Genomic DNA, 25,590 nt, shown 5'->3' with positions numbered 1-25,590 from the left:
ATCGCTCCGCCTCAGCCCCGCAGCGCCTGGGCCGGCGAAACGCGCATGGCCGCCAGCGTATGGCGCAAGCTCGACAGCAGGGCAATCAGCACACCGCCCAGCAGGGCGATGGCCAGCGCCGCCGGCACCACCAGGCCATGCTCCGCGTAGCCCTTCAGCATGGACAGGCCGATGGCCGCCGCAGCCGGCAGCCCCAGCACCGCCGAGACCACCAGCAGCGTCAGCACTTCGCGTCCCGCCAGGCGCGCGATATCGCGCGGCCGCGCCCCATACAGCTTGCGCAGCACGATTTCGCGGGCGCGGCGCTGCATGCTGTGCGCCGACAGCACGTACATGCCGAAGGCGGCCAGCAACACGGCAATGACGGTGATCATGGAGACCAGCCGCAGGAAAGGCGTGATCTCGCGCGCCTTGATTTCAAGCATGCGGCGCACCGGGTTGATGACCAGCACATTGTTGGGGAAGTGCTGGCTCCACAGCTTCTCGATTTCGGCCGACACCGGCGCCGTGTCGCCTTGCACGCGCACCGTCAGCGACGGCGTGGCGAGCGACAGCTGGAAGATGCGCGGGCGGACCTCGCGGTTGATGCTCTGGGTCAGCAGCGCGCGATTGACGCCGACGATCTGCAGCGCCTTGTCGCCGACGCTGATGATCTGGCCCACCGCGGCCGACGGCGTGGCAAATCCCAGCGTGCGCGCCGCCAGCTCGTCGATCACCACCACGCTGGCGTTCTCGCGCGGGTCGATGGCCGCGCTGAACAGGCGACCGGCGACCGGGCCGACGCCGTAGGCATCGAAGTAGTCCGGGCTGACCGGGGTGCTGCCCATCTTGAACACGCGGCCGTCGGCGCTCTTCACTTCGACGTCGTACAGCGAGGATTGGCCGACGGTCTCGCTGGCGGCCGCCGCCTGGGCCACCCCGGGCAGGCGCGCCACGGCGTCGCGGAACGATTGCGCTTCCGGCTTGTCGAGGTTGGCCGGCAGCACGATCGACAGCAGCGGATCCGGATCGAAGCCGAAATTCATATTACTGATGCGCAGCACCTGCCAGGTCATGGTCAGCGCCACGCTGGCCAGGCACATGCCGAGTGCGAACTGCAGCACGGTCAGGCCGCGGCGCAGCCAGAAGCCGTGCTTGCCCTCGGTATTGCCGCGCCCGCCCAGGATCTGCGCCGGGCGCATCTTGACGGTCATCCAGGCCGGATAAACGCCGGCCAGCACGCCTACGCCAACACCGAAGGCCAGGCAGATGGCCAGGCCGAGCAGGATGTTGCCTGCCGTCAGCAGCTCAGTCAGGGCCAGGCTGGTGAAATGGGCCACCCCCGGCAGCAGCAGCACCGCCAGCACGGCGCCGATCAGGGCCGCCAGGGTCGAGACCAGCACCGCTTCGGCGATCATTTGCCCGATCACGCGCGCGCCGCTGGCGCCCAGCACCTTGCGCACCGCGATCTCGCGCTGACGGTTGATGATGCGCACCGTCGACAGGTTGACGTGGTTAACCGTGGCCAGCAACAGGATCAGCAGCGAGACGATGGCAATGGCCGCCAGCACGGTCGGGTTGCCCTTTTTCGAGCTGTTGCCGCTGCGCTGCACCGGGTCCAGGTAGGAGTTGGTCAGTGGTCCGAGGGCAACGTCGAACAGCTGGCGCGTGCCCACTTCGGCCGCTTCGTCCGGCTTCAGCTGGGAGCGCAGCGGGGAATTTTCCAGCGCCGTTTCCAGCATGCGCGCGACGGCGTCGGGGCTGGTGCCGGCGCCCAGCTTCAAGTACAGCCGCCCGTCCAGGTTGCTCCAATCCTCCAGCGTCGCGGTGCGGTACTTGGCATCCCAGGCATTGGTGTTGATCGCCCCCAGGGCCGCATAGCCGACAGTCGAATTGTCCGGGGCGTCCGCCAGCAGCGCCGTCACCTGGAAGGCCTGGCCGCCGATCGTCACGCTCTTGCCTACCACGTCGCTGCTGCCGAACAGGCGCTGCGCCGAGGCCAGGGTCAGCGCGATGGCGTCGGGCCGGCTCACGGCCTGGTTGACGTCGCCGGCCAGGACCCGCACCCCGAACATGGCGGGAAAGCTGGCATCGACCGCGGCCAGGCTGACCTGCTGCACCAGGTCGCGGCCGCGCATCTCGGCATCGACCAGCATGATGCGCGAAGCCTGCAGCGGCAAGCCGCTGCGCTGCAGGGCGTCGTTGACGCGCAGCGGGATGTTTTCGCGCCACATGCTGCCCTGCCAGTTCGGCGCGGACTTGACGATATAGACGCGTTCCGCGTCCGGCACCTGGCGGTCGAAGCTATGGGTGTAGTACAGCAAGGCCAGGCTGCAGAACAGCACCGTGAAGCCCACCGCCAGCCCCAGTATGGTCAGCAACGACGCTGTCGGCTCTTGCAGCAGGAGGCGCCAGCCGATGCGAAAGTCTCTCAGTCTCATCTCGTTTTCCTCGTCAGGTACCGGCTCAGGCCGCTTTGGCGATGTGCGAATCGGACACTACGCGGCCATCGAGCAAGGTCAGGATGCGTTGCGCCTGGGCGGCATGGGACGGCGAGTGGGTGACCATGACGACCGTGGTGCCTTCCTCGTTGATCTTGCGCAGCAGCTGCATCACTTCCTCGCCGTGCGCCGTATCCAGGTTACCGGTCGGTTCGTCGGCCAGCAGGATGGCCGGCCCGGCCACCAGCGCGCGCGCAATGGCGACGCGCTGCTGCTGGCCGCCGGACAGCTGCGACGGACGGTGCCTGGCGCGATGCGCGATGCCCAGTTTCTCGAGCATGGCTTGCACCCGCTGGCGGCGCTCCTTGGCCGGCAACTCGCCGTATTCAAGCGCCAGCTCGACGTTTTCGAAGACCGTCAATTCCTCGATCAGGTTAAAGCTCTGGAAGATGAAGCCGATGCGGCCGCGGCGCAGCTCGTTCAGGCGTCCCTCGTTCCAGTCCGCCACGTTCTGGCCCTCAAACCACAGCTCGCCCTGGTTGGCCGAATCAAGCATGCCCAGGATGTTGAGCAAGGTCGATTTGCCGCAGCCGGACGGCCCGGCGATGGCGACATACTCGCCGGCGCGGATGTGTAGGTTGATGCCGGCCAGCGCCGTGGTCTGGACTTCGCCCGCCTGATGGATTTTGCTGACGTTCACTAGTTTGAGCATAATTTTCGCTTCACTTTCAAGGTTGTCATGTACCGCCCGTTCGTGTTGCCCTGGCTGCCTGCCGCCTGCCCTGCTGCCGGCTTCAGCGACCGATATCGAGTTTGTCGGCATTGCCGAAGTTGGCGTAACTCGAGATCACCACCTGCTCGCCGGCCTTGATGCCGGCCTTGATTTCCACTTGCGTCTTGCTGGTGCGCCCGACCTGGATCGGGCGCCGTGCGGCGCTGCGCCCGTCCGGGGCCAGCACGAAGGCCCAGGCGCCGCCGCTGTCGTTCAGGAATGCCCCGCTGGGCAGCACCACGGCCTGGCTGGCCTCGCCCAACGCCAGGCTGGCGTCGATGCTCTGGCCCGGGCTGATGCTGTCCGGCTGCTGGCCGTCGAAGCTCAGCTCGACCCGGAAGCGCCCCTCGTTAATTTGCGGGAACACGCGCGCCACCGTGACCGGGAACGTGGTCTCTTGCAGCCGAACGCTGCCGCGCCGGCCGCTCGCTACGCGGTTCAAATAGAATTCGTCGATCTGCGCCACCAGCTTGAAGCGGCTGGGATCGTCGATGCGGCCGATGTGCTGGTCCGGCTTCAGTGTCTGCCCCACTTGCAGGTGGAAGTCGGTCAGGCGGCCCGGCGTTGGCGCCTTGACCTGCAGCGCCTCCACCGTGGCCGTCACCAGCGTCAGCCCGGAGTCAAGGCTCTTCATGGCCTTCTCCATCTCGGCGATGGCGCGGCCCTTGACTTCGGTCTCGGTGGCGTTGCGGCGGCGTTCCTCCTCCAGTACCCGGCTCTTCTGCTTCAGGCTGTCGGCCGACTCTTCCAGCACCACGTTCGAGATGAAGCCCTGCTGTGCCAGCTGCGCGTTGCGCGCATGCGTCTTGCGCTGCTGCTCCAGGGCGTATTCCATGTCGGACAGGCGGCGCTGGTGGTCGGTCAGGCTCATTTCGAGCTGCACGCGCAGGTTGGACAAGTTGGAAATCTGCTGCGCGCGTTCGGACTGGCGCTGCAGCAATTCCAGCGTGCGCTGGGGATTGGAAATGCGGAACAGCGGCGTTCCCTGCTTTACCATGGCACCGTCGGCCGCATACACTTCCTCGACGCGGCCGGACTCGACCGAGTCCAGGATCACCGATTCCAGCGCTTCGGCCTTGGCGCGCACCACGATTTCGTCGCGGAATACGCCCTGCTCGGCCTTGGCGAGCCGCAGGTCGGACGCCAGCACCTGCAGGCCGCTCGGCACCAGGTAGCGCAAGCCGGCGCCGGCGGCGGCCAGCACCACCAGCCCGGCGGCCGCCAGCGCGAGGCCGCGCCCGCGCCGGCGCGGCACGATGGTGTCCATGGCGGCGCCGGAGGCAGGCGCGCGCGACAGCTGGTCGTTAGCCGCCATGGCGCGCGGCTGCCTTAGGCGGGAACAGGACTTCCTTGCTGCAATACAGGCGCTCGGCGGGAGTGCCCTGGCTGTTGCATTGCTCCACGAAGCGCGTCGATTCGACCAGCTGGATGCTGTCCGGCTCGTATTCCAGTCCCATGATGAATTTCATCCAGGGCTCCTGGCCCATGGCATACACAAACACCCGCGCCGCCTTGACTTCATCCAAGATGTTTTGCGCCCTGGCGCAGTCCGCGCCCGACAGCCGGCGCGATTCGTTGTTGCGGCGGTTGACCGGTTTGCCAAGCAGCGGCTCGTACAGCCAGGTCAGCGGTGCGCCATGGCATTCCATGCCGATGAATAGCGCGTCCACCGGGCCAATCAGGCGCATCAGGCGCCGGTACAGCACCGCGTCGCGCCCGTCCGAATCGATCAGGAACATGAATTTATTGCCCTTGAGCGTGAGGGCGATGGCTTGCTTGCTGTAAATGCTCAGGTCGGCGTGCTCGCCGGTGAACGGCAGGCTGACGATCTTGCCTTCCGGCAGGGCGACTTCGTCGAAGGCATCCAGCACGTCGATGCGCTCGAAGCCGAGTTCCAGCAAGGTCTGCTTGATGGCCGGGTCGGCGATATTCCCGCTGTTGCTGGTTGGCACGATGATGCGGCCGATGCGGCTGCGCAACTGGATCAGCATCTCGGCATTGAAATGGTCCTGGTGCGAGTGCGTCAGCACGACGTAATCGATGAAGTCCGGCAGGTCGGCGATGGTGTAGCGCTGGTCAGGGCCATGTTCGGTGCTGACGAAGGGATCGAACAGCACGGCCGTATCGGCGGTCTGGAACAGGACGCAGGCATGGCCGAAGTAGCGCATGCGCACCTGCTCGCCGCCATAGCCGGCTTCGCCGTTGCGGCGCGGCGCCGCGCTGGTGAAGAACTCGCGGAAATCCGGCAGGTCGGCTTCGGCAATGTCGAAGGCGCTGGCGATGTCGCGGAACGACGCGGCCTGCACCCGCATGGCAGCTAGGCGGTCCAGGCGCGGGTCATCGAAGCGCATCTTCTTGATCAGCGTACCCTTTTGCGCCAGGCGTGGCGTGCTCATGAAGAAATGACGGTCGGCGTCGCGTTCCAGGCTGATGCGCATTTCCTGCACCGCGTCGGTCATCCTGTCGGCATACATCAAGCCTTCGAACAGGCGGATATTGGGGCGGTGGTTGATGTCGTACAGCAGTTCCACCAGGCCCTGCAGCGATGGCGGCAGGCTCGCGTAGTACTCGTTGAGCGAATAGCCGGTGGCCTTGTCCTGCAGCATGGCGTCCAGCGCCTTGAGGTCCTGGGCGAACTGGATCAGGCTGGCACAGTCAAGTTTGGTGCGCTCGATCAGCTGCTTGACCTGCGCGATGTCCTGCTCGCCAAGGCTCATGAAAGGGCCGCCGTACATTTTCGGGTCGCTGGAGGCGGCGATGTGCACGGCCGGATTGGCGACAAAGGATTGCATCAGGGGCAGGATGCGGTAAGTGATGTGCAGCGCCAGCTGCGCCGGCGCGATCAGGTGCGACCACGCATACCAGCCACAGATCAGCGGTTCCATCTTGACTTCCGGACGCAGGTATACCTGATCACCGCCGCCGTGGTTTTCTTGAGCCGACAACATAAGTCCCCTTTTTGTAAAAGTTTGGTCTGAATGAATGTTGAAACGTCCCGCCCGGCCGCAGTTCAGGCGGCCGACAGGTATGCCAGGGTCTTGCGCGGCCCCTTGAATGGTTCCCTGCCGTGCAGCATGAGGACGTTGTCGAGCATCAGCACATCGCCGGCCTGCCAGTCGAACAGCAATTTGTGCCGGGTGGCGACGCGGCGCGTCTCGGCCAGCATCGCCTCGTCCATCGGCGTGCCGTCGCCGAATTCGCAATGGTGGGCCAGCAGGCCGCGCTGCTGGTAGAAGTCGCGGACTTCCTTTGGCAGGGCGGACGGGTGCCATTGTTCGGCCTGGTTGAACCAGACTTCCTCGCCGGTCTCGGGGTGCGTAATGATGGCGTCGCAGACGGTGCTCACCTGCAGCCCGCCATCGGGCTTCCAGTGGCAGCGCGAACCTTGTTGCGCCACGATCTGTTCGACCTCGGCCCGGCTGTCGGTCTGGTAGGTCGACTGCCAGGTCTTGCCGACCTTGCCGTTGGCATGGAAATGGCGCACATAGTTGACGCGCTTGCGGCGAAACGCTTCCACAATCTCGGCAGGCAGATGGGCCAGGATGTCGCGGCCGTTGGCCAGCGAGGTCTGGCCGCCGGCCAGCGCCGGCAGCTGGCTGAAGAAGAACAGGCGGCGCGGCCAGTCCGGCTGGTACGACATTTCATTGTGCAGCGAGATCGTCTCGCTGGCCGGATATTCCGTTGAGGTGGAGACGTCGGCACTGACGCGGGTGCGCGGCGAATTACCGCCGACATAGGCATGCGGCTGTCCGCCCAGCTGGCGCGCGACCTGGCTGAAGTGCCCGGCATCGGCCACGTCGAAACCGCGGAACAGGATGGCGCCATGGCGGCGCAAGGAATGTGCCAGCGTGCCCTGTTCCTGTTCGATATAGGCAGCCAGCGCCTGCAGGCTGCGGTCGCCTTGCGGCGTAATGCTGATTGGATGGTGCTCGGCAACAAACAGACGGTCGATCTTCATCATTCCTCCTTTTCCTGGTGCAGGTTCCCGCGACGGGTGCAAGGTGTCGGCGACAGCTGGCGCACTGCCTACCAGCGTTGGGTTTCACCAAAGAAGCCAGGGATCTCGCGTGCCAGGCCGCGCAGGCGGGCCTGGGCCAGCACATGCTTGCCGAGGGCAAGGTCAAGGATGCCCATGCCGAAGGGCGAAAAGATGGTGGGCTTGCTGCCATCCAGCACAATCTCGGCGCGCATCAGCTGCGCCAGCGTGCCGCTCACGAAGCGCCGGTCGCCCAGCAACTGTTCGGCGAGATGCGGCGAGGTGTCGGCCTTCATGCAGTGGTCGACGTCGTCGAACAGGTTGTTGGCGTCGAGCAGCGATTCCGGCATCAGGTCGCGCAGGGAAATGTTCAAGACGATCTGGCCGGCGGCGAAACGGGTGGCGCGCGGCACGTAGGGCGTGCCGGCCGTGGTGGCGAACACGACGATATCGGCGCCCAGCGCCGCTGCCAGGTCGGCCGTTTCGACTGCCATGGCTGGGTGCCGGCTTTGTGCGTGGGCGGCGAAGGCGGCGGCCGAATCCGGCGTCAGGTCGTGCACCTGCATGCGCGCGAAGCTCCAGTCGTCGGCCAGGAACATATCGAAGATGTTGCGGGCGATGATGCCGGCGCCGATGAAGGCAATGCTGGCGGCGCGGCGGCGGCGGCCGTTGATCCAGTAAGCTCCCAGCACGGCCGAGGCGGCGGTGCGCGCGGCACTGATCAGGGAACCTTCCAGCAGCGCAAACGGATAGCCGGTCGCCAGGTCGTTCAATACCAGCACGGCCGAGGCGCGCGGTATGCCTTGCCTGATATTGTCGGGGAAGCTGGAAATCCATTTGATGCCGGCAACGTCCACCTGCTCGCCAATGGCGGCTGGCAGGGCGATGATGCGGTTTTGCTTCTGTTCCGGAAAGCGCAGGAAATAGCTGTCCGGATTAAGGGTCTTGCCTTCGTGATGAGCGAGGTAGGCAAGCTCGGCGCTTGCGATCGCCTGCTGCGGCGCGCTCTCCAGGATATTCTTGACATCAACACCAGACACAACACTAAAGCTAAACATACAACTCCCTTGCGGTCAGTATCTTTCCCCGGGAACCGGGGCGGCTTTAATTCATCGGACGTCTACTTTGCTGCGGATGTATCAACGGGAGAGACCAGCTCTTCCTTGGGAATGAGGGCGGGCGGGATGCGGCCGAAGCGGTCGACCACCCAATCGTCGTCGTAAATGGTGTCCATGTAGCGCTCGCCCAGGTCGGGCGAAATGGCCACCACGGTGGCGCCGGCGGGGAAGTATTCGGACATGCGGTAGACCGCGGCCAGCACCGTGCCGGTCGAACCGCCGGCCAGGATGCCATTGCTGCGGGCCAGGTGGCGGCACATGGCGATCGTGTCGATTTCCGGCACCATTTCAAGCCGGTGCAAGCCTTGCGGATTGAAGATCTCCGGGCGGCGGCTGGTGCCCAGTCCCGGCACGTGGCGCGGGCCGGGCGCGTAACCGAAGGTCACCGAGCCGACACTGTCGACCGCAATGATCCGGGTATGCGGGCTGTGCTGTGAAAAATATTGTTGGCAACCCATCAGGGTGCCGGTGGTGCCGGCGCCCACCACCAGGTAGTCGACCTGATCGAATGCATTGAGGATGGAGCGGGCGGTGGTGCGGGCGTGGGCCAGCGGATTCTCCGGATTGGCATACTGGTTGAGCCAGACATAACGCGAATCGCTCGCCAGCCGTTGCTGGATATAGGCGATCCGGCTGCCCAGGTAGCCGCCATTCTGGTCGCGCTGGGTGATCATCACGACGTCGGCACCGAGCAATTTCATCTGCTTGATATTGCTGGGCGACGTATTGGCGTCGACCACGCAAGTGAAGCGGTAGCCCCGTTCGGCGCAAATGATGCTCAGGGCGACGCCCAGGCTGCCCGATGAGGACTCGATCAGGACCGAATCCGGGGCCAGCCGCCCGCTGCCTTCCAGCGCGTCCAGCATGCCCAGCGCAGTCTTGATCTTGATCGAGCCGGCGGCATTGAACGCCTCCAGTTTCAAGAACAGGTTGCGCGGCCCGATGCCGCGGACGCGGACGAAATTATTGTCATTGATGATGCGCGAAATGGTCTCCAACCTTGTCCCCTCAGGATGCTAGTCTTACTACCGCGCCAGGCATTCATGTTGAAATGCTCTCTTTTTCGTTGCGAAGATATTATCAGTAGTCGATATCTTTGTGGCAAGGATTGTAAAAAAATAATTCTCAAAAAAATAATTTTCTGAGCGGCGGGAGCGGGGAAATGCAGGGAAAATGCGGGGCGCGCTAGCGCCGCTGGGGCTGCAGCGGCGCGGCGGCTGGGACGAAAACGTTGCATCGGCGGCACAGAAGCCGCCGGCGCAGGCAGGGATCAGACGTTCAGATGGTCGATGGCGCGCTCGGCCCGGCCACGCTCCACGTCCGGCAAGACTTTGGCCGCGCGCCGGAACTGGCGCGCCAGTTCGGCATCGGCCGGCATCACGGCGCCCAATGCGACAAGCAGGTCGCAGGTACGGTTCTGGGTCTTCATGCCGCCGATGGTTGCCAGCACCTGGCCATACTCGGCGCTGCCGAATTTCGCACTCTTCAGCAGCTTGACGATGGCCTCTGCTTGCAAGGCCTCCTCATTCAGGCTGCCGACCACGGCCAGGATCGGCCCGACCTGCTCGGCACGTGGCGGCGCGGCGCTCAGCAGCGCGCCGAGGTAGCGCTCGCGGGAATCGGCAGACTGGATCTTCCTGATCTCTTCCAGGACCAGCGAAGTGCCGCCTTTGGCGTGCAGTTGCTTGACGCGCTGGGCCACGGTTGCATCGGTCTCCACCTGGCGCATAATCGTCGGCAACACCTTTTGCAGCCATGCGCGCCCTTCGGCATCCAGCGCTTGCGTCTTGCCGTTGACCTGGTAGGTGCGCGCCACCTTGCCTGCGGCGCCGGGTACGAACTCCGCGCTGAGCGTCTTGCCCGAGATGTTCTGGCGCACCAGCACCGATTCGCCCACCATGGCGACGTCGCTCTCGTCGGCATTCAATTGAAATGCGCCGCGGATGGTGGCGCTCAACTCGCCGGCCGGCTCATTCAACACGACCTTGGTGGCGGCATTCCCGCCCACCGCCAAAGGCGGCAGCGCCAGCACGGCACCGACCATCGCCAGGGAAACCAGCACAGCCTTGGTACGAAACGGCGTATTCGAAGACATAGGGACATCCTTTAAAAGTGAGCCGATCCGTAACAGGAGCGGCGAAGGGTTGCGCGCCATTGCCATGACCATTGGCGGTGTCGCGTGCTGCGGTAACCTTTCGGCACAGGCATACAGTACCTGCGCCAGCGCCCGCCGGTTGCCGGCCGCGCTGGCAGCCCACTCGTCGCAAGCCAGTTCGGCCGCCAGGTCGAGGCGGCGCAGGGCATGCGCGTTCAGGGGCTGGAAAAAGCCGAGACACTGGATCAACTGCGCCGCGTAGCGCCAGGCCGGGTCGCCGCGCATGACGTGGGCGATTTCGTGCGCCAACATGGCCTGGCGCTGCTTGCTGTCCAACTGGCTGAGGGCCCAGTGCGGCACGCAAATCTCGCCGTTCGGCGTTACCAGGGGACTGACCCAGTGGGCACTCAATCGGATGGCCGGCACCATCCGTCCATGGCGCTGGGCCACGCCGGACGCGAACCTGAACAATTCGGCGTCGTCCAGCGGGGGGCAGGCGCGCGCCATGCGGTTCAGCCGTTTCGCGGTCAGGACAATGCCGGTCCAGCCAAATGCGACCCAGGCCAGCCAGGCGCCGACCACCAGGGGCACCACGGGTGCCAACGAGGTCGGCAATTGCCACGCGGCGTCCGTCTCCTCGGTAACGGCCCGGCTGGCAGCCGGCGCCAGGACAGGCCCGGCCGGCTTGGCGGCGCGCGGCGCCTGGACCAGCGGTGCGGCGCCAGCGGCATGGGAAGCCTTGACCGCTTGTTCCGGCATGTTCCGCTCCCACAGCATATGCAGCGGAGCGTGCATCGATGCAGTCAGCACGCCGCCGAACAGGGCCACGCGCCAGACGATTTCGGCCAGGCGCGGGCGGCGCAAGGCCCCGGCCCGGTCCAGCAGCGCAGCGATCCCCAACAGCAGGGTGCTATGCATCAGGTAGGTGCACAACCAGACAAACAATGCGTCAATCATTGCCATCTCCATTCGAGTCAAGCATGGCGCGGATCTTGGCCAGGTCGTCGCTGTCCACGTCCTTGCTGCGCAGCAGATAGCTCATCAGCTCTCCAGCGCTGCCGGAAAACAGGTTCGACACCAGGCCAGTGACCATCGAACGCTGTACCTGCTCTTCGGACGCCAGGGCACGAAACACCAATTGCCGCCCATCGCGCCAGGATTCGACCAGCTGGCGCTTTTCCAGCCTGTTGAGTACGGTCGCCACCGTGGTGTGGGCCAGCAGCCGCGTACCGCGCAGGGCCGCCACCACTTCGGCCACCGTCGCGCTCTGCTTGCTCCATAGCACGCGCATCACGCTCAGCTGCATTTCACTGAGCGACACGTCGTTCGCAGGCTCTTCCATTCCCACCTCCATCGAAATCTGCCGCGTATTGCGACTGCTACACCTGTAGTACTACTAGTGTAGTTTTAAGATTGGCGTTTGGTCAACAACTAAATTGCGCCATGTTCGACAAAGGGGGCGCCGGCTCTCCGGCGCGAAAGGATCAGCCTGCGAGCGCCTTTTCGAGGGCCACGACCAGGGCCTTGTCGTCCGGCTTGACCTTGCTCGGGAAGCTTTCGAGCACATTGCCTTTGCGGTCGATCAGGTATTTATGGAAGTTCCAGGCCGGGGCCTTGCCGGTGGCCTTGATCAACTTCGCATAGAACGGGTTCGGCGCATCGCCCGACACCACGGACTTGGCGAACATCGGGAACTTCACGCCATAGGTGTTGTAGCAGAGGTCAGCGATCTCCTTGCTGCTGCCCGGCTCCTGCTTGCCGAAATCATTCGACGGGAAACCCAGCACCACCAAGCCTTTTTCCGAGTATTTCGCATACACTTCTTCCAGCCCTTTGTACTGCGGGGTGTAGCCGCAATAGCTGGCGGTGTTGACGACCAGGATCACCTTGCCGGCGTACTGGCACAGGTCCTGCGGCGCATCATCCTGCAGGCGGTTGAAGGACTGTTTCAGGATGGCGGGGCAGCTCGCGGCTGGCGCGTTGGCGGCAGTAACGGCTGCAGGTTGCGCGGCTGGCGCCTGTGCGAAGGCAGCCGCGGCGCTCAGGCTCAGCGCGGACAGCGCTGTAAACTTGGTGAGGATAGATGGCATGGGTAGTCTCTTCCGGTTCGTTCGAATTTCCGATTGTATGACAATTGCCGGCTGCACGTTGGCGCTGGCCGCCGCCACGCAAGCGGCGGCCGCGCCGGCACCGCTGCCTGCCATGAAAGCCCGGCAAGCATCGGTTTCCGGCCTGTCTTCCGGCGCCTTCATGGCGGTGCAATACCAGGTCGCGTATTCAGGCAGCGTGGTTGGCGCGGGCATCATCGCGGGCGGCAGCTACTACTGTGCGCAGGGCAGCATGATGAATGCAATTGGAAGCTGCAAAGGCGCCGACGTGGCCGAACTGGCGGCGGTGACGCGCAAGCGCGCTGAAGCGGGCCTGGTTGATCCGGTCGCGAAGCTGGCAGCCCACCGCGTGTGGATGTTCTCCGGCACCCTCGACAAGCTGGTGCCGCAGGCCTCGATGGCCGACCTGGCGAAATACTACGCAGCCTTCATTCCCGCCGCGCAGCTGCAGTACAAGAACGACCTTGCCGCCGGCCACGCCATGCCGACCGACAGCTTCGGCAACAAGTGCGATGCCCTGGCTGCACCCTTTATCAGCAACTGCGGCTTCGACGCGGCCGGCAACCTGCTGCAATGGATCTACGGCCCGCTGAAAGCGCGCGGCAACAGCGCCGCCCCGGCAGGCAAGCTGCAGGAATTCGACCAGTCCGAATTCCTGCCGGCGCCGGAGACGCACGGCATGGCCAATACCGGCTACGTCTACATCCCGCCGGGCTGCGAGACAGGCGGCGCGGGCTGCAAGCTGCACATCGCCCTGCACGGCTGCATGCAGGACATCGGCACCCTGAAGGACACTTACGCGCGCCATGCCGGCTACAACGCCTGGGCCGACACCAACCGCATCGTGGTGCTCTACCCGCAAACGGCCGCAATCAGCCCGATGCCGAATCCAAAGGCTTGCTGGGACTGGTGGGGCTACGACGATCCGGACTACTCGGTGCAGGGCGGCCGCCAGCTGCGCGCCATCAAGCGGATGGCTGACCGCCTGACGGGAGCGTAACCCGGAAGCAGGCGCCATGCTCGCCATTCGGCAGGCATTCGACTTCGCCGCCGTGGCGGCGGGCGATCTGGCGCACCAGCGACAGGCCCAGGCCGACGCTGCCCGCCTTTTCCAAGGTGCCGGGCAGGCGGTAGAACGGCTCGAAAATCCGCTCACGCTCGGCCGGCGGCACGCCTGGTCCGCGGTCGCACACGTCGAGCATGGTTCCACCAGCCGCGCTGGCCAGCATGACGCACACTTCCGCGGCACCGCCATGCCGGCGGGCGTTTTCCAGCAGGTTGCGCACCATGCGCCGCAACAGGATTGCGTCGCCGCGCATGGGGTTTGCCACCCCATCCAGCGCCGCACCGAGCCGCGCGCATTCTTCGGCAACGATGCCCGTCAGGTCCACATCGTCCTGCGCCGCGCTATCCGGCGGCACCGCGTCCAGCCGGCTGGCCAGCAGGACTTCGTCAATCAACTGGTCCAGCTCAGAGATATTGCGCGCCAATTCCTGGCGGATCGCCGGGCTGGCGGAATCCTGCAGCAATTCGACCGCCATGCGGATGCGCGCCAGCGGCGACCGCAGCTCATGCGAGGCATTGGCCAGCAGGGACTTCTGCGCGCCGACCAGCGCCTCGATGCGCGCCGCCGAATCGTTGAAACTGGCTGCCAGTTGCGCTACTTCGTCCGCACCCTTGACTTCGACGCGCGCCGTGAGGTCGCCGCGGCCCCAGGCCTGCACGCTGGTTTGCAGCTGCTCCAGCCTGCGCGTAATGCGCCGCACCACCGGATAGGCGCCTGCCGCGATCACGATCGCAATCATCAACAGCAACATGGTGACTGCAATGGTGGCATTGCGCGGCATATGGCGCGGCGGCGCAAACCAGAAATGGATATAGCCGAACATCAGCACGGCCAGCACGATGCAGGCCAGCAGCGTCGAGTAAATGCGCACATACATGCGCGAGCTGAAATTACGCATCCTGCACCTTCGCGAAGACATAGCCGGCACCGCGCACGGTAATGATGCGGCGCGGCGCCTTGGGGTCGTCCTCAATCGCGGCGCGTACCCGGCCCACGTGGACGTCAATGGAGCGGTCGAACGGTTCCAGTGCGCCGCCCTTGAGCGCGTCGATCAGCTGTTCGCGCGACAGCACGCGGCCGGCCCGCTGGGCAAAGGCCATCAGCAGGTCGAACTGGTAGGCGGTCAGCGGCCGCTCGGCGCCGTCGACACGCACAATGCGCGCGCCGGGGTCGATTTCGAGCCGGCCGAAACGCAGGGGCGGCTCGGCGGCCGACGGCAGCCCCGCCGGCGAACCTGCGTCGGCCAGCGTGGGGCGGCGCAGCAGGGCGCGCAAACGCGCCAGCAATTCACGCGGCTCGAAAGGCTTTGGCAGGTAATCGTCGGCGCCAAGTTCCAGGCCGATGACGCGATCCAGCGGGTCCCCCTTGGCCGTCAGCATCAACACCGGAAGGCTGCGCAGCGGCTGCGGCATGCCGCGCAAGCGGCGGCACACCTCCAGGCCATCGACGTCGGGCAGCATCAGGTCGAGGATCAGGGCGGAAAAGCTGCCCGGCGCGGCCTGCGCCAGCCGGTCCAGGCCGGCCTGCGCGGTCTCGGCATGCTCCACGCGCAGGCCGTTCTGGGCCAGGTAGGTTTCAACCATGGCCGCCAGGCGCTGGTCGTCGTCGATGATGAGGACAAGGGGTTGGGACATGGTTGAGACTATAGCTTAATGGCTCCCCATGTGGCTGGTCGCCATCATGTGCAAGGCGCCATTGAACTTGTTGCGCTGTTCCGGCGTGAGCACTTCGGCCGCGTCCATCGCAGCGGCCAGCACGCGGCGCGACATCAGGTCCATCTTCTTCACATGGTCGGCACGCAGGGTTTCCAGCGCGGCGCGGTCGATTGCCGGCTGGGCGAGCTGACGGCTCATCGCCTCATGCCCCTCCTGCAGTTGCTGGTGGATCGGCTTGACGTCGTTGAAGCAGGCCTTGGCGATTTCCTTCAGGCGCGATTTCTGCGCGTCGCTGGCGTCGGGAAGGATGTGCGCCACCATTGCTTCGATGTGCTTGTCCGCCTGCGCGGCATCCATCGTCCACGGGCTGTGTCCAGGCCCATGGCCATGGCCACCTCCGTGGTTGCCGCCGGCATAAGCGGCGGTACCGCCCAGGGCGGCGACTACAGCGGCAATTGCGATCCAGGACTTCTTGTTCATGACATCTCCTAATAAAGGTTAGTGGGTAGGGCCACTTTAGGGAGCCGGCATGTCGCTTCGATGAGTCCTGCGTAAAGTTTTGTAAATCTGCGACAAATGTAAGGGTTTGTAATGAGCGTCAACACACTGCTGAGTGAGCCCGTTTTCAGCTCAGTGACACAGGAAACAGTGCGCTACACAAGATCAACTAATAGTGAGGATTTAAAAATGAAAAAAGTCATCGCAACCATGATCGCCGGTCTGTTCGCAAGCGCCGCATTCGCACAACAAACTCCTGCTCCAGCTACCCCAGCTGTCCCGGAAGTGAAGGCTGAAGTGAAGGCTGAAGTCAAAGCCGAAGTCAAACAAGAAGTCAAGCAGGAGGTTCAGAAGCCTGCCGCTGAAAAGAAGTAATCGAATAAAAGCTAAACGATTTATATAATTTTCTTCCCAAGGACACGCACCATGAAAAAGACCATCGCCACCCTGATCGCCGGCCTGTTTGCTACCGCTGCTTTCGCTACCACCCCAGCCGCTCCGGCCACTCCAGCGCCAGCCGCCGCTCCTGCCGCAGCCGTTGCGGCCACCAGCGCCAAAGCTGAAGCCAAGGTGGAAGCGAAGGTCGAAGCCAAGACCGAAGCGAAAGCCGAGAAGAAAACCGAACACAAAGGCACGCACAAGGCCGCCCACACCGCGGCACCTGCGCCAGCCGCCGCTCCAGCAGCCAAATAACGCTCGCTAAACCGACTTGAAGACTACTCATTAAAAGGACACACACCATGAAAAAGACTATCGCTACCCTGATCGCCGGCCTGTTCGCTACCGCTGCTTTCGCTACCACCCCAGTTGCTCCAACCACCCCGGCACCGGCAGCGGCGCCTGCGGCTGAAGCCAAGGTGGAAGCTAAAACGGAAGCGAAGACCGAAGCCAAAGTCGAAAAGAAGTCCGTGCACAAGGCGGCACACAAGAAGGCCGAAAAGCCTGTTGAAACCAAGTCTGAAGTGAAGGCGAGCCCGGCTGCGACCACGGCCGCGGCTGGTGCACCGGCTGCAGCCCCTGCGCCAGCCGCAGCCCCAGCAGCCAAGTAATTTCGCCAAACACGCAGCCCACTGATTCGACTACTAAAGGACACACACCATGAAAAAGACCATCGCTACCCTGATCGCCGGCCTGTTCGCTACCGCTGCTTTCGCCACCACCCCAGTTGCTCCGGCTACTCCAGCGCCAGCAGCAGCTCCTGCGGCGGAAGCCAAGGTTGAAGCAAAAGCAGAAACCAAGACCGAAGCCAAAGTCGAAAAGAAGGCCGCTCACAAGAGCACCCACAAGAAGGCTGAAAAGCCTGCTGAAACCAAGTCCGAAGTGAAGGCGAGCCCGGCCCCGACCACGGCCGCGGCGCCTGCACCGGCTGCAGCCCCTGCCGCCAAGTAATCCCGCCTCTCCCCGAAAGGCCTCTTCGAGCACGAAGAGGCCTTTCGTCAATTGCCCGTCATATTCCGAAAATACATTGATGTACCGCCCAACATCAATGAGGTTCCAATATGACGCATCCAGGCTATACCCGCAGGCGCTTCCTGACCCACACCGGGGCATTCACCGTCGGTACCGCCGCCTTCGGGCTGGCCGGCTGCGGCGGTTCCGGCAGCAGTACTGCAGCGCCAACCATCATCGCCTCCGAATCCGAACGCCCCAAGCTGCCGTATGGTTTTCAGATTGGCGACATTGCCGACGGCCGCGCAGTGGTATGGGCGCGCTCCGACCGCCCGGCGCGAATGCGGGTGGAGTTCGATACCACCGAGAGCTTCCTCAATCCACGCCAGGTCATTGGCCCGACGGCTACGGAAGCAAGCGATTTCACCAGCCGAATTGAGCTGACCGGCCTGCCCTCCGGAGAAAAGATATTCCTGCGCGTGGCCTATGACAGCGCCACCGACCTGAAGATCGGCAGCGAGCTGGCGACAGGCAGCTTCCGCACATTGCCATCGCCGGACGGCAAACGTCCGGTGCGTTTCGTATGGAGCGGCGACACGGCAGGCCAGGGCTGGGGCATCAATACCGGGTTTGGCGGCATGAAGATCTACGAGGCGATGCGCAAGCGCCAGCCGGATTTCTTTGTCCACAGCGGCGACAATATCTATGCCGACGGCCCGATCAGCGCTGAGGTCAAGGCGGAAAACAACCGTATCTGGAAGAACATCGTCACTCCGGAAGTATCGAAAGTTGCCGAAACGCTCAACGAATTCCGCGGCCGCTACCGTTACAACATGATGGACGAGAATATCTGCCGCTTTAACGCCGAAGTCCCGCAGATCTGGCAATGGGACGATCACGAAGTCACCAACAACTGGTCGGCCTCCAAAGACCTGAGCGCAGACACCCGCTACACAGAAAAGAACATCCAGACGCTGATCGCGCGCGGCAAACAAGCCTTCCTCGAGTACGCGCCGATGCGCTGGGGCGACCAGCCCGAATCGCAGCGCGTCTATCGCCGCATTCCCTACGGCCCCTTGCTTGACGTGTTCGTCCTCGACATGCGCTCTTACCGCGGCCCGAACAGCACCAACCTGCAAGCCGTTGAGAGCGATGCAAGCGCCTTCCTGGGTGCAACACAAGTCAAATGGCTCAAGGACTCGCTCTCGCAGTCAACCGCAACCTGGAAAGTGATTGCTGCCGACATGCCGATCGGCCTGCACGTCCCCGACGGCAAGGATGCCAACGGCACCGCGCGCTGGGAAGCAATCGCCAACGGAAACGACGGTGTGCCGCTGGGCCGCGAGATAGAAATAGCCGGCCTGCTGCGCGACATCAAGTCGATCAAGAACGTGGTGTGGATAACTGCCGACGTTCACTACTGCGCCGCTCACTACTACGATTCGGCGCAGGCCCAATTCACCGACTTCTCGCCATTCTGGGAGTTCGTGGCCGGCCCGTTGAATGCCGGTACGTTCGGCCCTAACGCCCTGGATGCCACGTTCGGCCCACAGCTCAAATTCCAGAAAGCCCCTCCCACCGGACAGACCAACCTGTCGCCCTTCGCCGGCTTCCAGTTCTTCGGGGAAGTGAATATTGACCCGCAGACGAAAGCATTCACAATCGACCTCCGGGATCTCGAGGGCGTGTCCGTCTACTCCAACACCCTGCCGCCGGCCGCCTGAGCGCGGCCGCTAACCGCGCAACGCCCGCTGCGCTGCGCGGTATCCCCACCAGGACGCTTCTTCGAACACCGAAAAGCCGCTCAGGTCGGAGTGGGCGAACAGCACCGGGCCATCCATCTCCCGCAAGGCCTTCAAGCCGGCATCGCTGCGGAAACCCGGCACCGGAACCGCCATCGCGTGGCCACGCAAGGTGATATCCACACGCTCCACGCAGCGCTCGAATTGCGCACCATAGGCCGCCTTGAGGTCGATGCTCGCCAGCGCCAGCAGTTCTTCACCGCTCGCCGCCGTCATCCATTTGCGGGCTTCGCGGGGGTCGCGGTCGGCCAGCGCCACGTAGCTGGTGAACACCGTTTTCTCCGGTGGCGCCACACGGATGTCCTGGTGCGTCGACACCACGTAACCAAGGCCGTTGGTGCCATGCACCACGTTATCCCAGGATAGCGGCACCGCCGGCAGCTCCTGTGGAAAACGCTTCATCAGGAAATTCGCCACCATCCAGGGCGCGTGAATCTGCTTGTGGACATCCTGCATGTTTTCCACAACCCTCGCCGCGACATGCAACGGCATCGCCGAAATCACGCGCCGCGCACGGATCGTGAAGGTGCGCGCCACACCGCGTTCCAGCGCGAAGCAAAGCACTTCCACGCCTCGCCCGCGACTGGTCCAGCCGCTGCCGTTGTCCACGCGGACGCGCACCGCACTGCCGGCAAGCCGCTTGGGCTGCGCCAGCCGTTCCATGCCGCTCGCCAGCGCCTGCAGCCCTTCCGGCCAAGTGAGCCAGGCGCCCTGCTCCGCGTTTTCGGCCTCGCCGCCGCGCCCACAGAAGTAATGCAGCCCCGCCCAAGCGGAGATCGCATCGAGGCCCGCGCCATAATCGTCGCGGCAGCAGTAATCCATGTACCAAAGCAGGGAAGGCGCCCGATATCCTTGCTGCGCAAGCCAGGCGCCAAAGCTCATCCCATCGAGCTGCATCGCCTCGGCATCCGACGACGAATGCTCGCTGGGAAAAGTAAACCTGCGCCGTCCATCCGCCCCGACCGCGCCGCGCAGCGCCTCCACTTGCGCAAAGAAGCGTTTATGTTCGGCCAGTTCGGCATCTGGCACTCCCTCGTGCGGCAGAACCCCCTCCTGCCAGGCGCCGTTAAAGAGAAGCCTATCCTCCGGCGCATGCAGCAAATACCGCTCATCGTAATATGGCTTGCGCGAAGTCGCCCCGCGCTGGATCACGCCCAGGTCGGCCAGCAATTCACGCACGTGGGCGCATTCTTCCGTCGGCAGCGGCAAATAATGCGCCCCCGTTGGATATGCCAACGATCCAAAGCGCCCGCCAGCCGCATTTCCATAAGGTTCCGGCCCATCGAGCATCAGGAAATCATCGTGGCCCTGCTTGCGCAACTGCCATGCCGCTGTCAGCGCCGCGACGCCGGAGCCGAGAATCAGCACGTCCGTCGACAGCGACTGCAAAGGAGCGGGCAAGGGTTTGCCGTCACGCAGGAAGTGCCCTTCCTCGCGGCCCGGCGCACTGACAGTCGGCGTAATCTCCTGCCAGCGCAGGTAACCCGCCACGCTGGCCGCAGCGGTGGCGCCGCCGACGGCGGCCCAGGCCAGGAAGGAACGACGCAGCATCAGCGAATCACCCTGCGCCAGTCCTGCTCGAATTCATGCACCAGCGATTGGGTGTTGAGGCGGTTCGGCGCCATCGGCAATGGTTTCATGTCCGGCGGGAAGGCGAACATGGCACGCGTGGTATCCGCATTCAGGAAGCGCATCGGCAAACTGTAAGACTCAGGCGGCCGGTAGTCGAGCTGCGGCGAGGCCATGATGAAACCCCATTCGCCAAACGAGGGCACGTACAGGTGATATGGCCAGGTGCGCATGCCCACCTCGCGCAGCGTGGCATCCACGGTCCAATAAGCATGCGGTGCAAAGAAAGGCGAAGTCGCCTGCACTACGACCAGGCCGTTGGCCGCAATATGCTTCTTCAGCATGCCGTAGAACGGCACCGAATACAGCTTGCCCAGTGCGAAGCTGGAAGGATCGGGGAAATCGACGATCGCCGCGTCGAACATCTCCTGGTTCTGCTGCAGCCAGATCGCTGCATCGGCATTCACCACGGTCACGCGTTTATCGCGGAAGGAACCCTTGTTCAGCGCCACCAGTTCATCACGGGTGGTAAAGGCCGCCGTCATGGCAGGGTCCAGGTCCACCAGCGTCACGTGTTCCACCTGTGGATAACGCAGGACTTCGCGCAGCGCCAGCCCGTCGCCGCCGCCCAGGATCAAAACCCGCTTGGCCCAGGGCAGCGCGCCCATCACTGGATGCACCAGGGCCTCGTGATAACGGTACTCATCGCGCGAGGAAAACTGCAGGTTGCCGTTGATGTACAGGCGCAGGTCGTCCTTCCACTTGGTGATCACCAGGCGCTGGTAGGGCGTGCTGGTCGAATACACGATTTCATCGCCGAACAGGCCGTGCTCGCCCCAGCCGGTCAGCCGGTCCGCGCCGCTGAAACCGACCACCAGCGCCAGCATTACCGCGCTGGCGCGCAGCAGACGGCCCGCCACGTTCGCCAGCTCTGTGCGAAAAACGTAAATTGTCCACAGGGCGACCGCGATATTCAGCATCCCGAACAGGAAACCGGTGCGCACCAGGCCAAGCTGCGGCGCCAGCACCAGCGGGAACAACAGCGACACCGCCAGCGCGCCGAGGTAATCGAAAGTCAGCACCCGGCTGACCAGCTCACTGAATTCCGTCTGGCGCGAGTTCAGGGCACGCATCACCAGTGGAATCTCCATGCCCACCATGGCCCCTACCAGGAATACCATTGTGTACAGCAAGGTGCGGAACGGCGCGGAGGCCCACGCGAAGGTCATGAACAGCACGGCAGCCGACAGGCCGCCAATCAAGCCCACCGCCATTTCGATGTCGACGAAGCGTGCCAGCACGTCTTCGTCCTTCACATACTTGGAAAAATGCGCCCCCACGCCCATCGCGAACAGGTAGCAGCCGATAATGGTGGAGAACTGCAGCACCGAATCGCCCAGCAGGTAGCTGGAAAGTGCGCCGGCGATTAATTCGTAGGCAAGTCCGCAGGATGCGACGACGAAGACTGAAACAATGAGAATCTTTTTGGTCATTTGCGTGCTTTTGTTCTAATATGTTTCCTTTGGTACAAGCTTGTCACTTTAACCGGGGATCGACGTGAACGCCATCCTAAATTATCTGGTCCACCTGGCACTGGCCGCATTGTTGTTGGTAGTCTTCTTCAAAGCCTATACATGGATGACGCCCTATGACGAAGTAAAACTGATCCGGCAGGGCAACCACGCGGCAGCCCTGTCGCTGGGCGGCGCCATGCTGGGCTTTTCGATGACCATCGCATCGAGCATCCTGCATACCAACGATTGGCAGCAGTTCCTGGCCTGGGCCCTGGGCGCCATGGTGGTGCAAGCACTCGGCTACGCGATCACAACGCGCTGCCTGAAAATGGCGCAAGACCAGATTGAGGCCGACAACAGCGCCTTTGGCGGCCTGCTCGGCACTATTTCGCTTTCCATTGGCGGCATCAACGCCGCCTGCATTTCCTAAGAGGTCACATCATGGGTATCGGCAGCTTTATCAAGAAGCAGTTTATCGACGTACTGCAGTGGAACGAAGAAACGGAAGGCGTGCTGTCCTGGCGTTACCCGATGCAGGACTTCGAAATCCAGAACGGCGGTGTGCTGATCGTGCGTGAGTCGCAGATCGCTGTATTCGTCAACGAAGGCCAGATCGCCGACGTGTTCGGCCCGGGCACCCACAAGCTCACCACGCAAACCCTGCCGCTGCTGACCAACCTGAAAAACTGGGACAAGCTGTTCGACTCCCCGTTCAAATCGGATGTGTATTTCTTCAGCACCCGCGTGCAGACCGGCCGCAAGTGGGGCACCCCGCAGCCGATCACGATCCGCGACAAGGATTTCGACATGATCCGCGTGCGCGCCTTCGGCATGTATTCCTATCGCGTGACCGATCCGCGCAAGTTCTTTACCGAATTGAGCGGCACCCGCAGCACCTACACCCGCGACGACGTGGAAGACCAGCTGCGCGGCATCCTGCTGGCCTCCATGGCCAACTCGCTGGGCGCATCGCAGATCGCCTTCCTCGACATGGCTGCCAACCAGGCCCTGATGGCGCAGGAAGTCAAAGGCGGCCTGGCCGACGCGTTCGCGCGCTACGGCATCGGCCTGGATGAATTCAATGTGGCCAGCGTCAGCCTGCCGGAAGAACTGCAAGCCGCGCTGGACGAGCGTATCTCCGCCGGCATGAAGGGCGGCATGAGCGACGCCAAGATGGCCGGTTTCACCAAATACCAGGTGGCGCAATCGATCCCCCTGGCAGCCGGCAACGAAGGCGGCCTGGCAGGCATGGGCGCCGGCCTTGGCGCCGGGCTGACCGTCGGCCAGGTGATGGGACAGGCGATGGGCCAGGCCCTGAATCCGGGCGCGGCGCCAGCGCCAGCCCCGGCGCCGGCGGCAGCAGCTCCGGCCGCACCCGCCGCGCCGGCACAGGAATCGATCGAGGACCGCCTCGGCAAGCTGAAAGCCCTGCTGGACAAGGGCCTGATCTCGCCTGCCGATTACGACGCCACCAAGGCCGAACTGCTCAAGAAACTGATCGGATAAGCCAGGCCGCATGCAAACCGTTTCCTGCCCTAGCTGCGGCGCAGAGGTTAACTTCCGCTCGCACGCCTCCGTCATGGCGGTGTGCGAGTACTGCAACACGCGTGTACTGAAGGAAGCCGGCGCGGTCAAAGACCTGGGCAAGATTTCCTCCGTGCTGGAGGACTATTCCCCGATCCAGGTCGGCACCAGCGGCGTGCTGGGCGGCCGCAATTTCAATGTCGTGGGCCGCATCCAGCTTCGTTACGACGCGGGCATGTGGAACGAGTGGTTCATCGTCTTTGACGACGCCACCAGCGGCTGGCTGGGCGACGCCTCCGGCCAGTACACGGTGACCACGCTGCGTAAACCCGATGCGCAGCTACCGGCTTTCGAAGACATTGTTCCCGGCAAGCCCTACCAACTGGTTGGCGCACGCTATATGTCGGCCGACGTCCGGACCGCGCAATGCATCGGCGGCCAGGGCGAGCTGCCGTTCAAGGTAGGCGACGGCTGGGAAGCAAAAGTCGCCGATTTCAGGCGTGCCGACCATTTCATCACGCTCGATTATTCCGACGAAGGCCTGCCGCTGATGTACACCGGCGTCTCGGTCACGCTGGAAGGCATGCAGGCCCAGTTGCTGCGCGATGTGGAGGAAATCAAACGCACCAGCGGCCGTTACCGCGGCAAGCTCGATGCGCTGGACTGCCCCAACTGCGGCACCCAGATCAAATACCTGCCCGGCCTGACGGCAAGCCTGGTTTGCCAGTCCTGCCAGACCCAGATCGACGCAGCCAGCCCGAAAGCGGAAGTCATCGCGATCGGCGAACGGCAGGAAAAGGAGTACTTCACGCTGCCTTTGGGCTCCAGCGGCAAGCTGGGGAATCAGGACTTCACAGTGATCGGCGTGATGCGCCGTGCCGACGACGAAGGCAACGGTTGGACCGAGTACCTGCTGTACGGCAGCCGAAATGGCTTCACCTGGCTGGTGGAAACCGAAGACGGCTGGTCGCGCGCCAACGTGATGGACCAGTGGCCGGAGGCGAAAGTGCTGGATTCCCAGGCCGTCACGTTCGACAAGGCGGACTACTCCAAGCTGTATGACTACAACTCGGTCGTCACTTATGCGGCCGGCGCCTTCAACTGGCGCGTGCAAGCAGGCGACCATACCCACGTCTACGAATACAAACGCCAGCAGGTGACGCTGGCGGCCGAACTCACGACCACTGAACTTGGCTGGTCACGTTCCACGCCCGTGGCCTGGGACCAGCTCAAGGCCTGGTTCGGCGACGCGGTCAAAGGCGAAGATAAAACCGGTGCCACGGCTGCACAAGATTTCAGCAAGGACAGCTACAAACGCTCGGCCAAGAACTGGATGATCGGGATCCTGGCGCTGAATGCGATTCCGTTGCTGTTCAATTTTGGCGGCACCATCGGCCCGACCCTTATGGCTGTCCTGGCGCTTTACCTGCCAGCCGTGGTGCTGGATGCACTCGACGATCAAAACAAAAAATGAATAAATTCTTCGGCTACGCCCTGGTGGTGAGCATGTTCAGCGTCGGCTCGAGCTGGATCAAATTCATCAGCGAGCCTTCTTCAAGCAGCGGCGGAGGCTATCGCGGCAGCAGTTGGTCTTCCAATTCCGGCAGTTGGGGCAGCGGCGGTGGCGGCGGAGGCCATAAGTGAGTATTCACCAACCAAGCGGCACGCACCTGCTGGCCGACATGTCCGGCATTGAGCCGGGCCTTCTGGCGGACTGCATAAAGATCGAGCAATTGCTGCGCGGTGCGGCGGCGGCAGCCGGTGCGCAGGTGCTTCACAGCCACTTCCACAGCTTCGGCACCGGACTGGGCGTAACCGGCGTAGTGCTGCTGGCGGAGTCCCATATCTCGATCCACACCTGGCCGGAAAACGGCTTCGCGGCCGCCGACATCTTCATGTGCGGCGCCGCCCAGCCTCACCTGGCGCTGGAAGTGATCGAGGAAGCGCTGCAACCCGAGTGCTCCGAAGTCCGTACCGTCGACCGCGAGCCGCCACATTGACTTGCCCTGCCACCGGTGCGACACTGGCGGCTTACCCACCAACCCACAGGAGAATTGCCATGCGTTCGTTTGATCTTGCCCTCC

The 25,590-nt window shown here is 63.7% G+C and carries 26 protein-coding genes; 11 read left to right on the top strand and 15 right to left on the bottom strand.

What is annotated here, in order from left to right; genetic code table 11:
- Positions 1 to 11: 11 nt before the first annotated feature.
- The 10 genes from ASD58_RS16550 to ASD58_RS16505 all read right to left on the bottom strand — a co-directional run bounded on the left by ASD58_RS16550 (position 12) and on the right by ASD58_RS16505 (position 12,471).
- Entirely contained in the window at positions 12 to 2,420 is a 2,409-nt protein-coding gene (locus ASD58_RS16550; RefSeq protein WP_057262276.1) for an ABC transporter permease, read from the bottom strand.
- 25 nt (positions 2,421 to 2,445) lie between these two features.
- The gene (locus ASD58_RS16545; RefSeq protein ID WP_057262275.1) at positions 2,446 to 3,132 is read right to left on the bottom strand and encodes an ABC transporter ATP-binding protein; all 687 of its coding nucleotides are present in this window, start codon (positions 3,130 to 3,132) and stop codon (positions 2,446 to 2,448) included.
- 82 nt (positions 3,133 to 3,214) lie between these two features.
- Complete coding sequence (locus ASD58_RS16540; RefSeq protein ID WP_229210005.1) at positions 3,215 to 4,507, bottom strand: efflux RND transporter periplasmic adaptor subunit; 1,293 nt, start codon at positions 4,505 to 4,507, stop codon at positions 3,215 to 3,217.
- Positions 4,497 to 6,140: an MBL fold metallo-hydrolase gene (locus tag ASD58_RS16535; RefSeq protein ID WP_057262274.1), complete on the bottom strand. Its 1,644-nt coding sequence runs from the start codon at positions 6,138 to 6,140 to the stop codon at positions 4,497 to 4,499. Before ASD58_RS16535 ends, ASD58_RS16540 begins: the two co-directional genes overlap by 11 nt.
- A gap of 62 nt (positions 6,141 to 6,202) precedes the next feature.
- Positions 6,203 to 7,153 carry a TauD/TfdA family dioxygenase gene (locus tag ASD58_RS16530; RefSeq protein ID WP_229210004.1) on the bottom strand — a complete coding sequence of 317 codons (951 nt, stop codon included), beginning with the start codon at positions 7,151 to 7,153 and terminating at the stop codon, positions 6,203 to 6,205.
- 65 nt (positions 7,154 to 7,218) lie between these two features.
- The gene (gene sbnB, locus ASD58_RS16525; RefSeq protein ID WP_057262273.1) at positions 7,219 to 8,226 is read right to left on the bottom strand and encodes a 2,3-diaminopropionate biosynthesis protein SbnB; all 1,008 of its coding nucleotides are present in this window, start codon (positions 8,224 to 8,226) and stop codon (positions 7,219 to 7,221) included.
- A 62-nt stretch (positions 8,227 to 8,288) separates the two neighbouring features.
- On the bottom strand, positions 8,289 to 9,284 hold the full coding sequence (gene sbnA, locus ASD58_RS16520; protein ID WP_057262272.1) for a 2,3-diaminopropionate biosynthesis protein SbnA: 996 nt from the start codon (positions 9,282 to 9,284) through the stop codon (positions 8,289 to 8,291).
- Between the two features lie 272 nt (positions 9,285 to 9,556).
- The gene (locus ASD58_RS16515) at positions 9,557 to 11,338 is read right to left on the bottom strand and encodes a M56 family metallopeptidase (protein ID WP_057262271.1); all 1,782 of its coding nucleotides are present in this window, start codon (positions 11,336 to 11,338) and stop codon (positions 9,557 to 9,559) included.
- A complete protein-coding gene (locus ASD58_RS16510; protein WP_057262270.1) occupies positions 11,331 to 11,723 on the bottom strand; it encodes a BlaI/MecI/CopY family transcriptional regulator in 393 nt (130 codons plus the stop codon). The genes ASD58_RS16515 and ASD58_RS16510 overlap by 8 nt, the downstream gene beginning before the upstream one ends.
- Before the next feature lie 142 nt (positions 11,724 to 11,865).
- Positions 11,866 to 12,471, bottom strand: coding sequence for a glutathione peroxidase (locus ASD58_RS16505; protein WP_057262269.1), 606 nt, complete (start codon positions 12,469 to 12,471; stop codon positions 11,866 to 11,868).
- 37 nt (positions 12,472 to 12,508) lie between these two features.
- Here ASD58_RS16505 and ASD58_RS16500 point away from each other — a divergent pair, with 37 nt between their 5' ends.
- The gene (locus ASD58_RS16500) at positions 12,509 to 13,489 is read left to right on the top strand and encodes a PHB depolymerase family esterase (RefSeq protein ID WP_057262268.1); all 981 of its coding nucleotides are present in this window, start codon (positions 12,509 to 12,511) and stop codon (positions 13,487 to 13,489) included.
- Here the strand turns inward: ASD58_RS16500 and ASD58_RS16495 are convergent.
- The 3 genes from ASD58_RS16495 to ASD58_RS16485 are packed head-to-tail and all read right to left on the bottom strand — an operon-like array spanning position 13,455 to position 15,690.
- The gene (locus ASD58_RS16495; protein ID WP_057262267.1) at positions 13,455 to 14,453 is read right to left on the bottom strand and encodes a HAMP domain-containing sensor histidine kinase; all 999 of its coding nucleotides are present in this window, start codon (positions 14,451 to 14,453) and stop codon (positions 13,455 to 13,457) included. The two genes, ASD58_RS16500 and ASD58_RS16495, sit on opposite strands and share 35 nt — an antisense overlap.
- Positions 14,446 to 15,189, bottom strand: a complete 744-nt coding sequence (locus tag ASD58_RS16490) for a response regulator (RefSeq protein WP_057262266.1) — start codon at positions 15,187 to 15,189, stop codon at positions 14,446 to 14,448. The genes ASD58_RS16495 and ASD58_RS16490 overlap by 8 nt, the downstream gene beginning before the upstream one ends.
- 15 nt (positions 15,190 to 15,204) lie before the next feature.
- Positions 15,205 to 15,690: a Spy/CpxP family protein refolding chaperone gene (locus ASD58_RS16485; protein WP_057262265.1), complete on the bottom strand. Its 486-nt coding sequence runs from the start codon at positions 15,688 to 15,690 to the stop codon at positions 15,205 to 15,207.
- Positions 15,691 to 15,897: 207 nt separating this feature from the next.
- On the opposite strand from ASD58_RS16485, the gene ASD58_RS16480 reads away from it, so the two are divergent.
- The 5 genes from ASD58_RS16480 to ASD58_RS16460 all read left to right on the top strand — a co-directional run bounded on the left by ASD58_RS16480 (position 15,898) and on the right by ASD58_RS16460 (position 18,821).
- Positions 15,898 to 16,083: a hypothetical protein gene (locus ASD58_RS16480; RefSeq protein ID WP_057262264.1), complete on the top strand. Its 186-nt coding sequence runs from the start codon at positions 15,898 to 15,900 to the stop codon at positions 16,081 to 16,083.
- Positions 16,084 to 16,134: 51 nt separating this feature from the next.
- Complete coding sequence (locus tag ASD58_RS16475) at positions 16,135 to 16,401, top strand: hypothetical protein (protein ID WP_057262263.1); 267 nt, start codon at positions 16,135 to 16,137, stop codon at positions 16,399 to 16,401.
- Positions 16,402 to 16,448: 47 nt separating this feature from the next.
- Entirely contained in the window at positions 16,449 to 16,757 is a 309-nt protein-coding gene (locus ASD58_RS16470; protein ID WP_057262262.1) for a hypothetical protein, read from the top strand.
- A gap of 49 nt (positions 16,758 to 16,806) precedes the next feature.
- Positions 16,807 to 17,097 carry a hypothetical protein gene (locus tag ASD58_RS16465; protein WP_057262261.1) on the top strand — a complete coding sequence of 97 codons (291 nt, stop codon included), beginning with the start codon at positions 16,807 to 16,809 and terminating at the stop codon, positions 17,095 to 17,097.
- 110 nt (positions 17,098 to 17,207) lie between these two features.
- On the top strand, positions 17,208 to 18,821 hold the full coding sequence (locus ASD58_RS16460; protein ID WP_057262260.1) for an alkaline phosphatase: 1,614 nt from the start codon (positions 17,208 to 17,210) through the stop codon (positions 18,819 to 18,821).
- Between the two features lie 9 nt (positions 18,822 to 18,830).
- Here the strand turns inward: ASD58_RS16460 and ASD58_RS16455 are convergent, their stop codons facing one another.
- Both ASD58_RS16455 and ASD58_RS16450 read right to left on the bottom strand, forming a co-directional pair.
- The gene (locus ASD58_RS16455; protein WP_057262259.1) at positions 18,831 to 20,450 is read right to left on the bottom strand and encodes an NAD(P)-binding protein; all 1,620 of its coding nucleotides are present in this window, start codon (positions 20,448 to 20,450) and stop codon (positions 18,831 to 18,833) included.
- Complete coding sequence (locus tag ASD58_RS16450; RefSeq protein WP_057262258.1) at positions 20,450 to 21,961, bottom strand: polyamine aminopropyltransferase; 1,512 nt, start codon at positions 21,959 to 21,961, stop codon at positions 20,450 to 20,452. Before ASD58_RS16450 ends, ASD58_RS16455 begins: the two co-directional genes overlap by 1 nt.
- 64 nt (positions 21,962 to 22,025) lie before the next feature.
- Here ASD58_RS16450 and ASD58_RS16445 point away from each other — a divergent pair, with 64 nt between their 5' ends.
- The 5 genes from ASD58_RS16445 to speD are packed head-to-tail and all read left to right on the top strand — an operon-like array spanning position 22,026 to position 25,506.
- A complete protein-coding gene (locus ASD58_RS16445; protein WP_057262257.1) occupies positions 22,026 to 22,412 on the top strand; it encodes a DUF350 domain-containing protein in 387 nt (128 codons plus the stop codon).
- Between the two features lie 11 nt (positions 22,413 to 22,423).
- On the top strand, positions 22,424 to 23,488 hold the full coding sequence (locus ASD58_RS16440) for an SPFH domain-containing protein (protein WP_057262256.1): 1,065 nt from the start codon (positions 22,424 to 22,426) through the stop codon (positions 23,486 to 23,488).
- Between the two features lie 10 nt (positions 23,489 to 23,498).
- Positions 23,499 to 24,980 (top strand): DUF4178 domain-containing protein, encoded by a 1,482-nt coding sequence (locus ASD58_RS16435; RefSeq protein WP_057262255.1) that lies wholly within the window; start codon positions 23,499 to 23,501, stop codon positions 24,978 to 24,980.
- The gene (locus tag ASD58_RS31845; RefSeq protein WP_200951616.1) at positions 24,977 to 25,150 is read left to right on the top strand and encodes a hypothetical protein; all 174 of its coding nucleotides are present in this window, start codon (positions 24,977 to 24,979) and stop codon (positions 25,148 to 25,150) included. Before ASD58_RS16435 ends, ASD58_RS31845 begins: the two co-directional genes overlap by 4 nt.
- Positions 25,147 to 25,506 (top strand): adenosylmethionine decarboxylase, encoded by a 360-nt coding sequence (speD, locus tag ASD58_RS16430; protein ID WP_057262254.1) that lies wholly within the window; start codon positions 25,147 to 25,149, stop codon positions 25,504 to 25,506. The genes ASD58_RS31845 and speD overlap by 4 nt, the downstream gene beginning before the upstream one ends.
- Positions 25,507 to 25,590 lie beyond the last annotated feature (84 nt).

Source organism: Duganella sp. Root1480D1, assembly GCF_001427305.1.
Taxonomy (GTDB): Bacteria; Pseudomonadota; Gammaproteobacteria; order Burkholderiales; family Burkholderiaceae_D; genus Rugamonas.
Note: the sequence above shows the minus strand (reverse complement) of the source record. Positions and strands in the feature narration are given on the sequence as shown.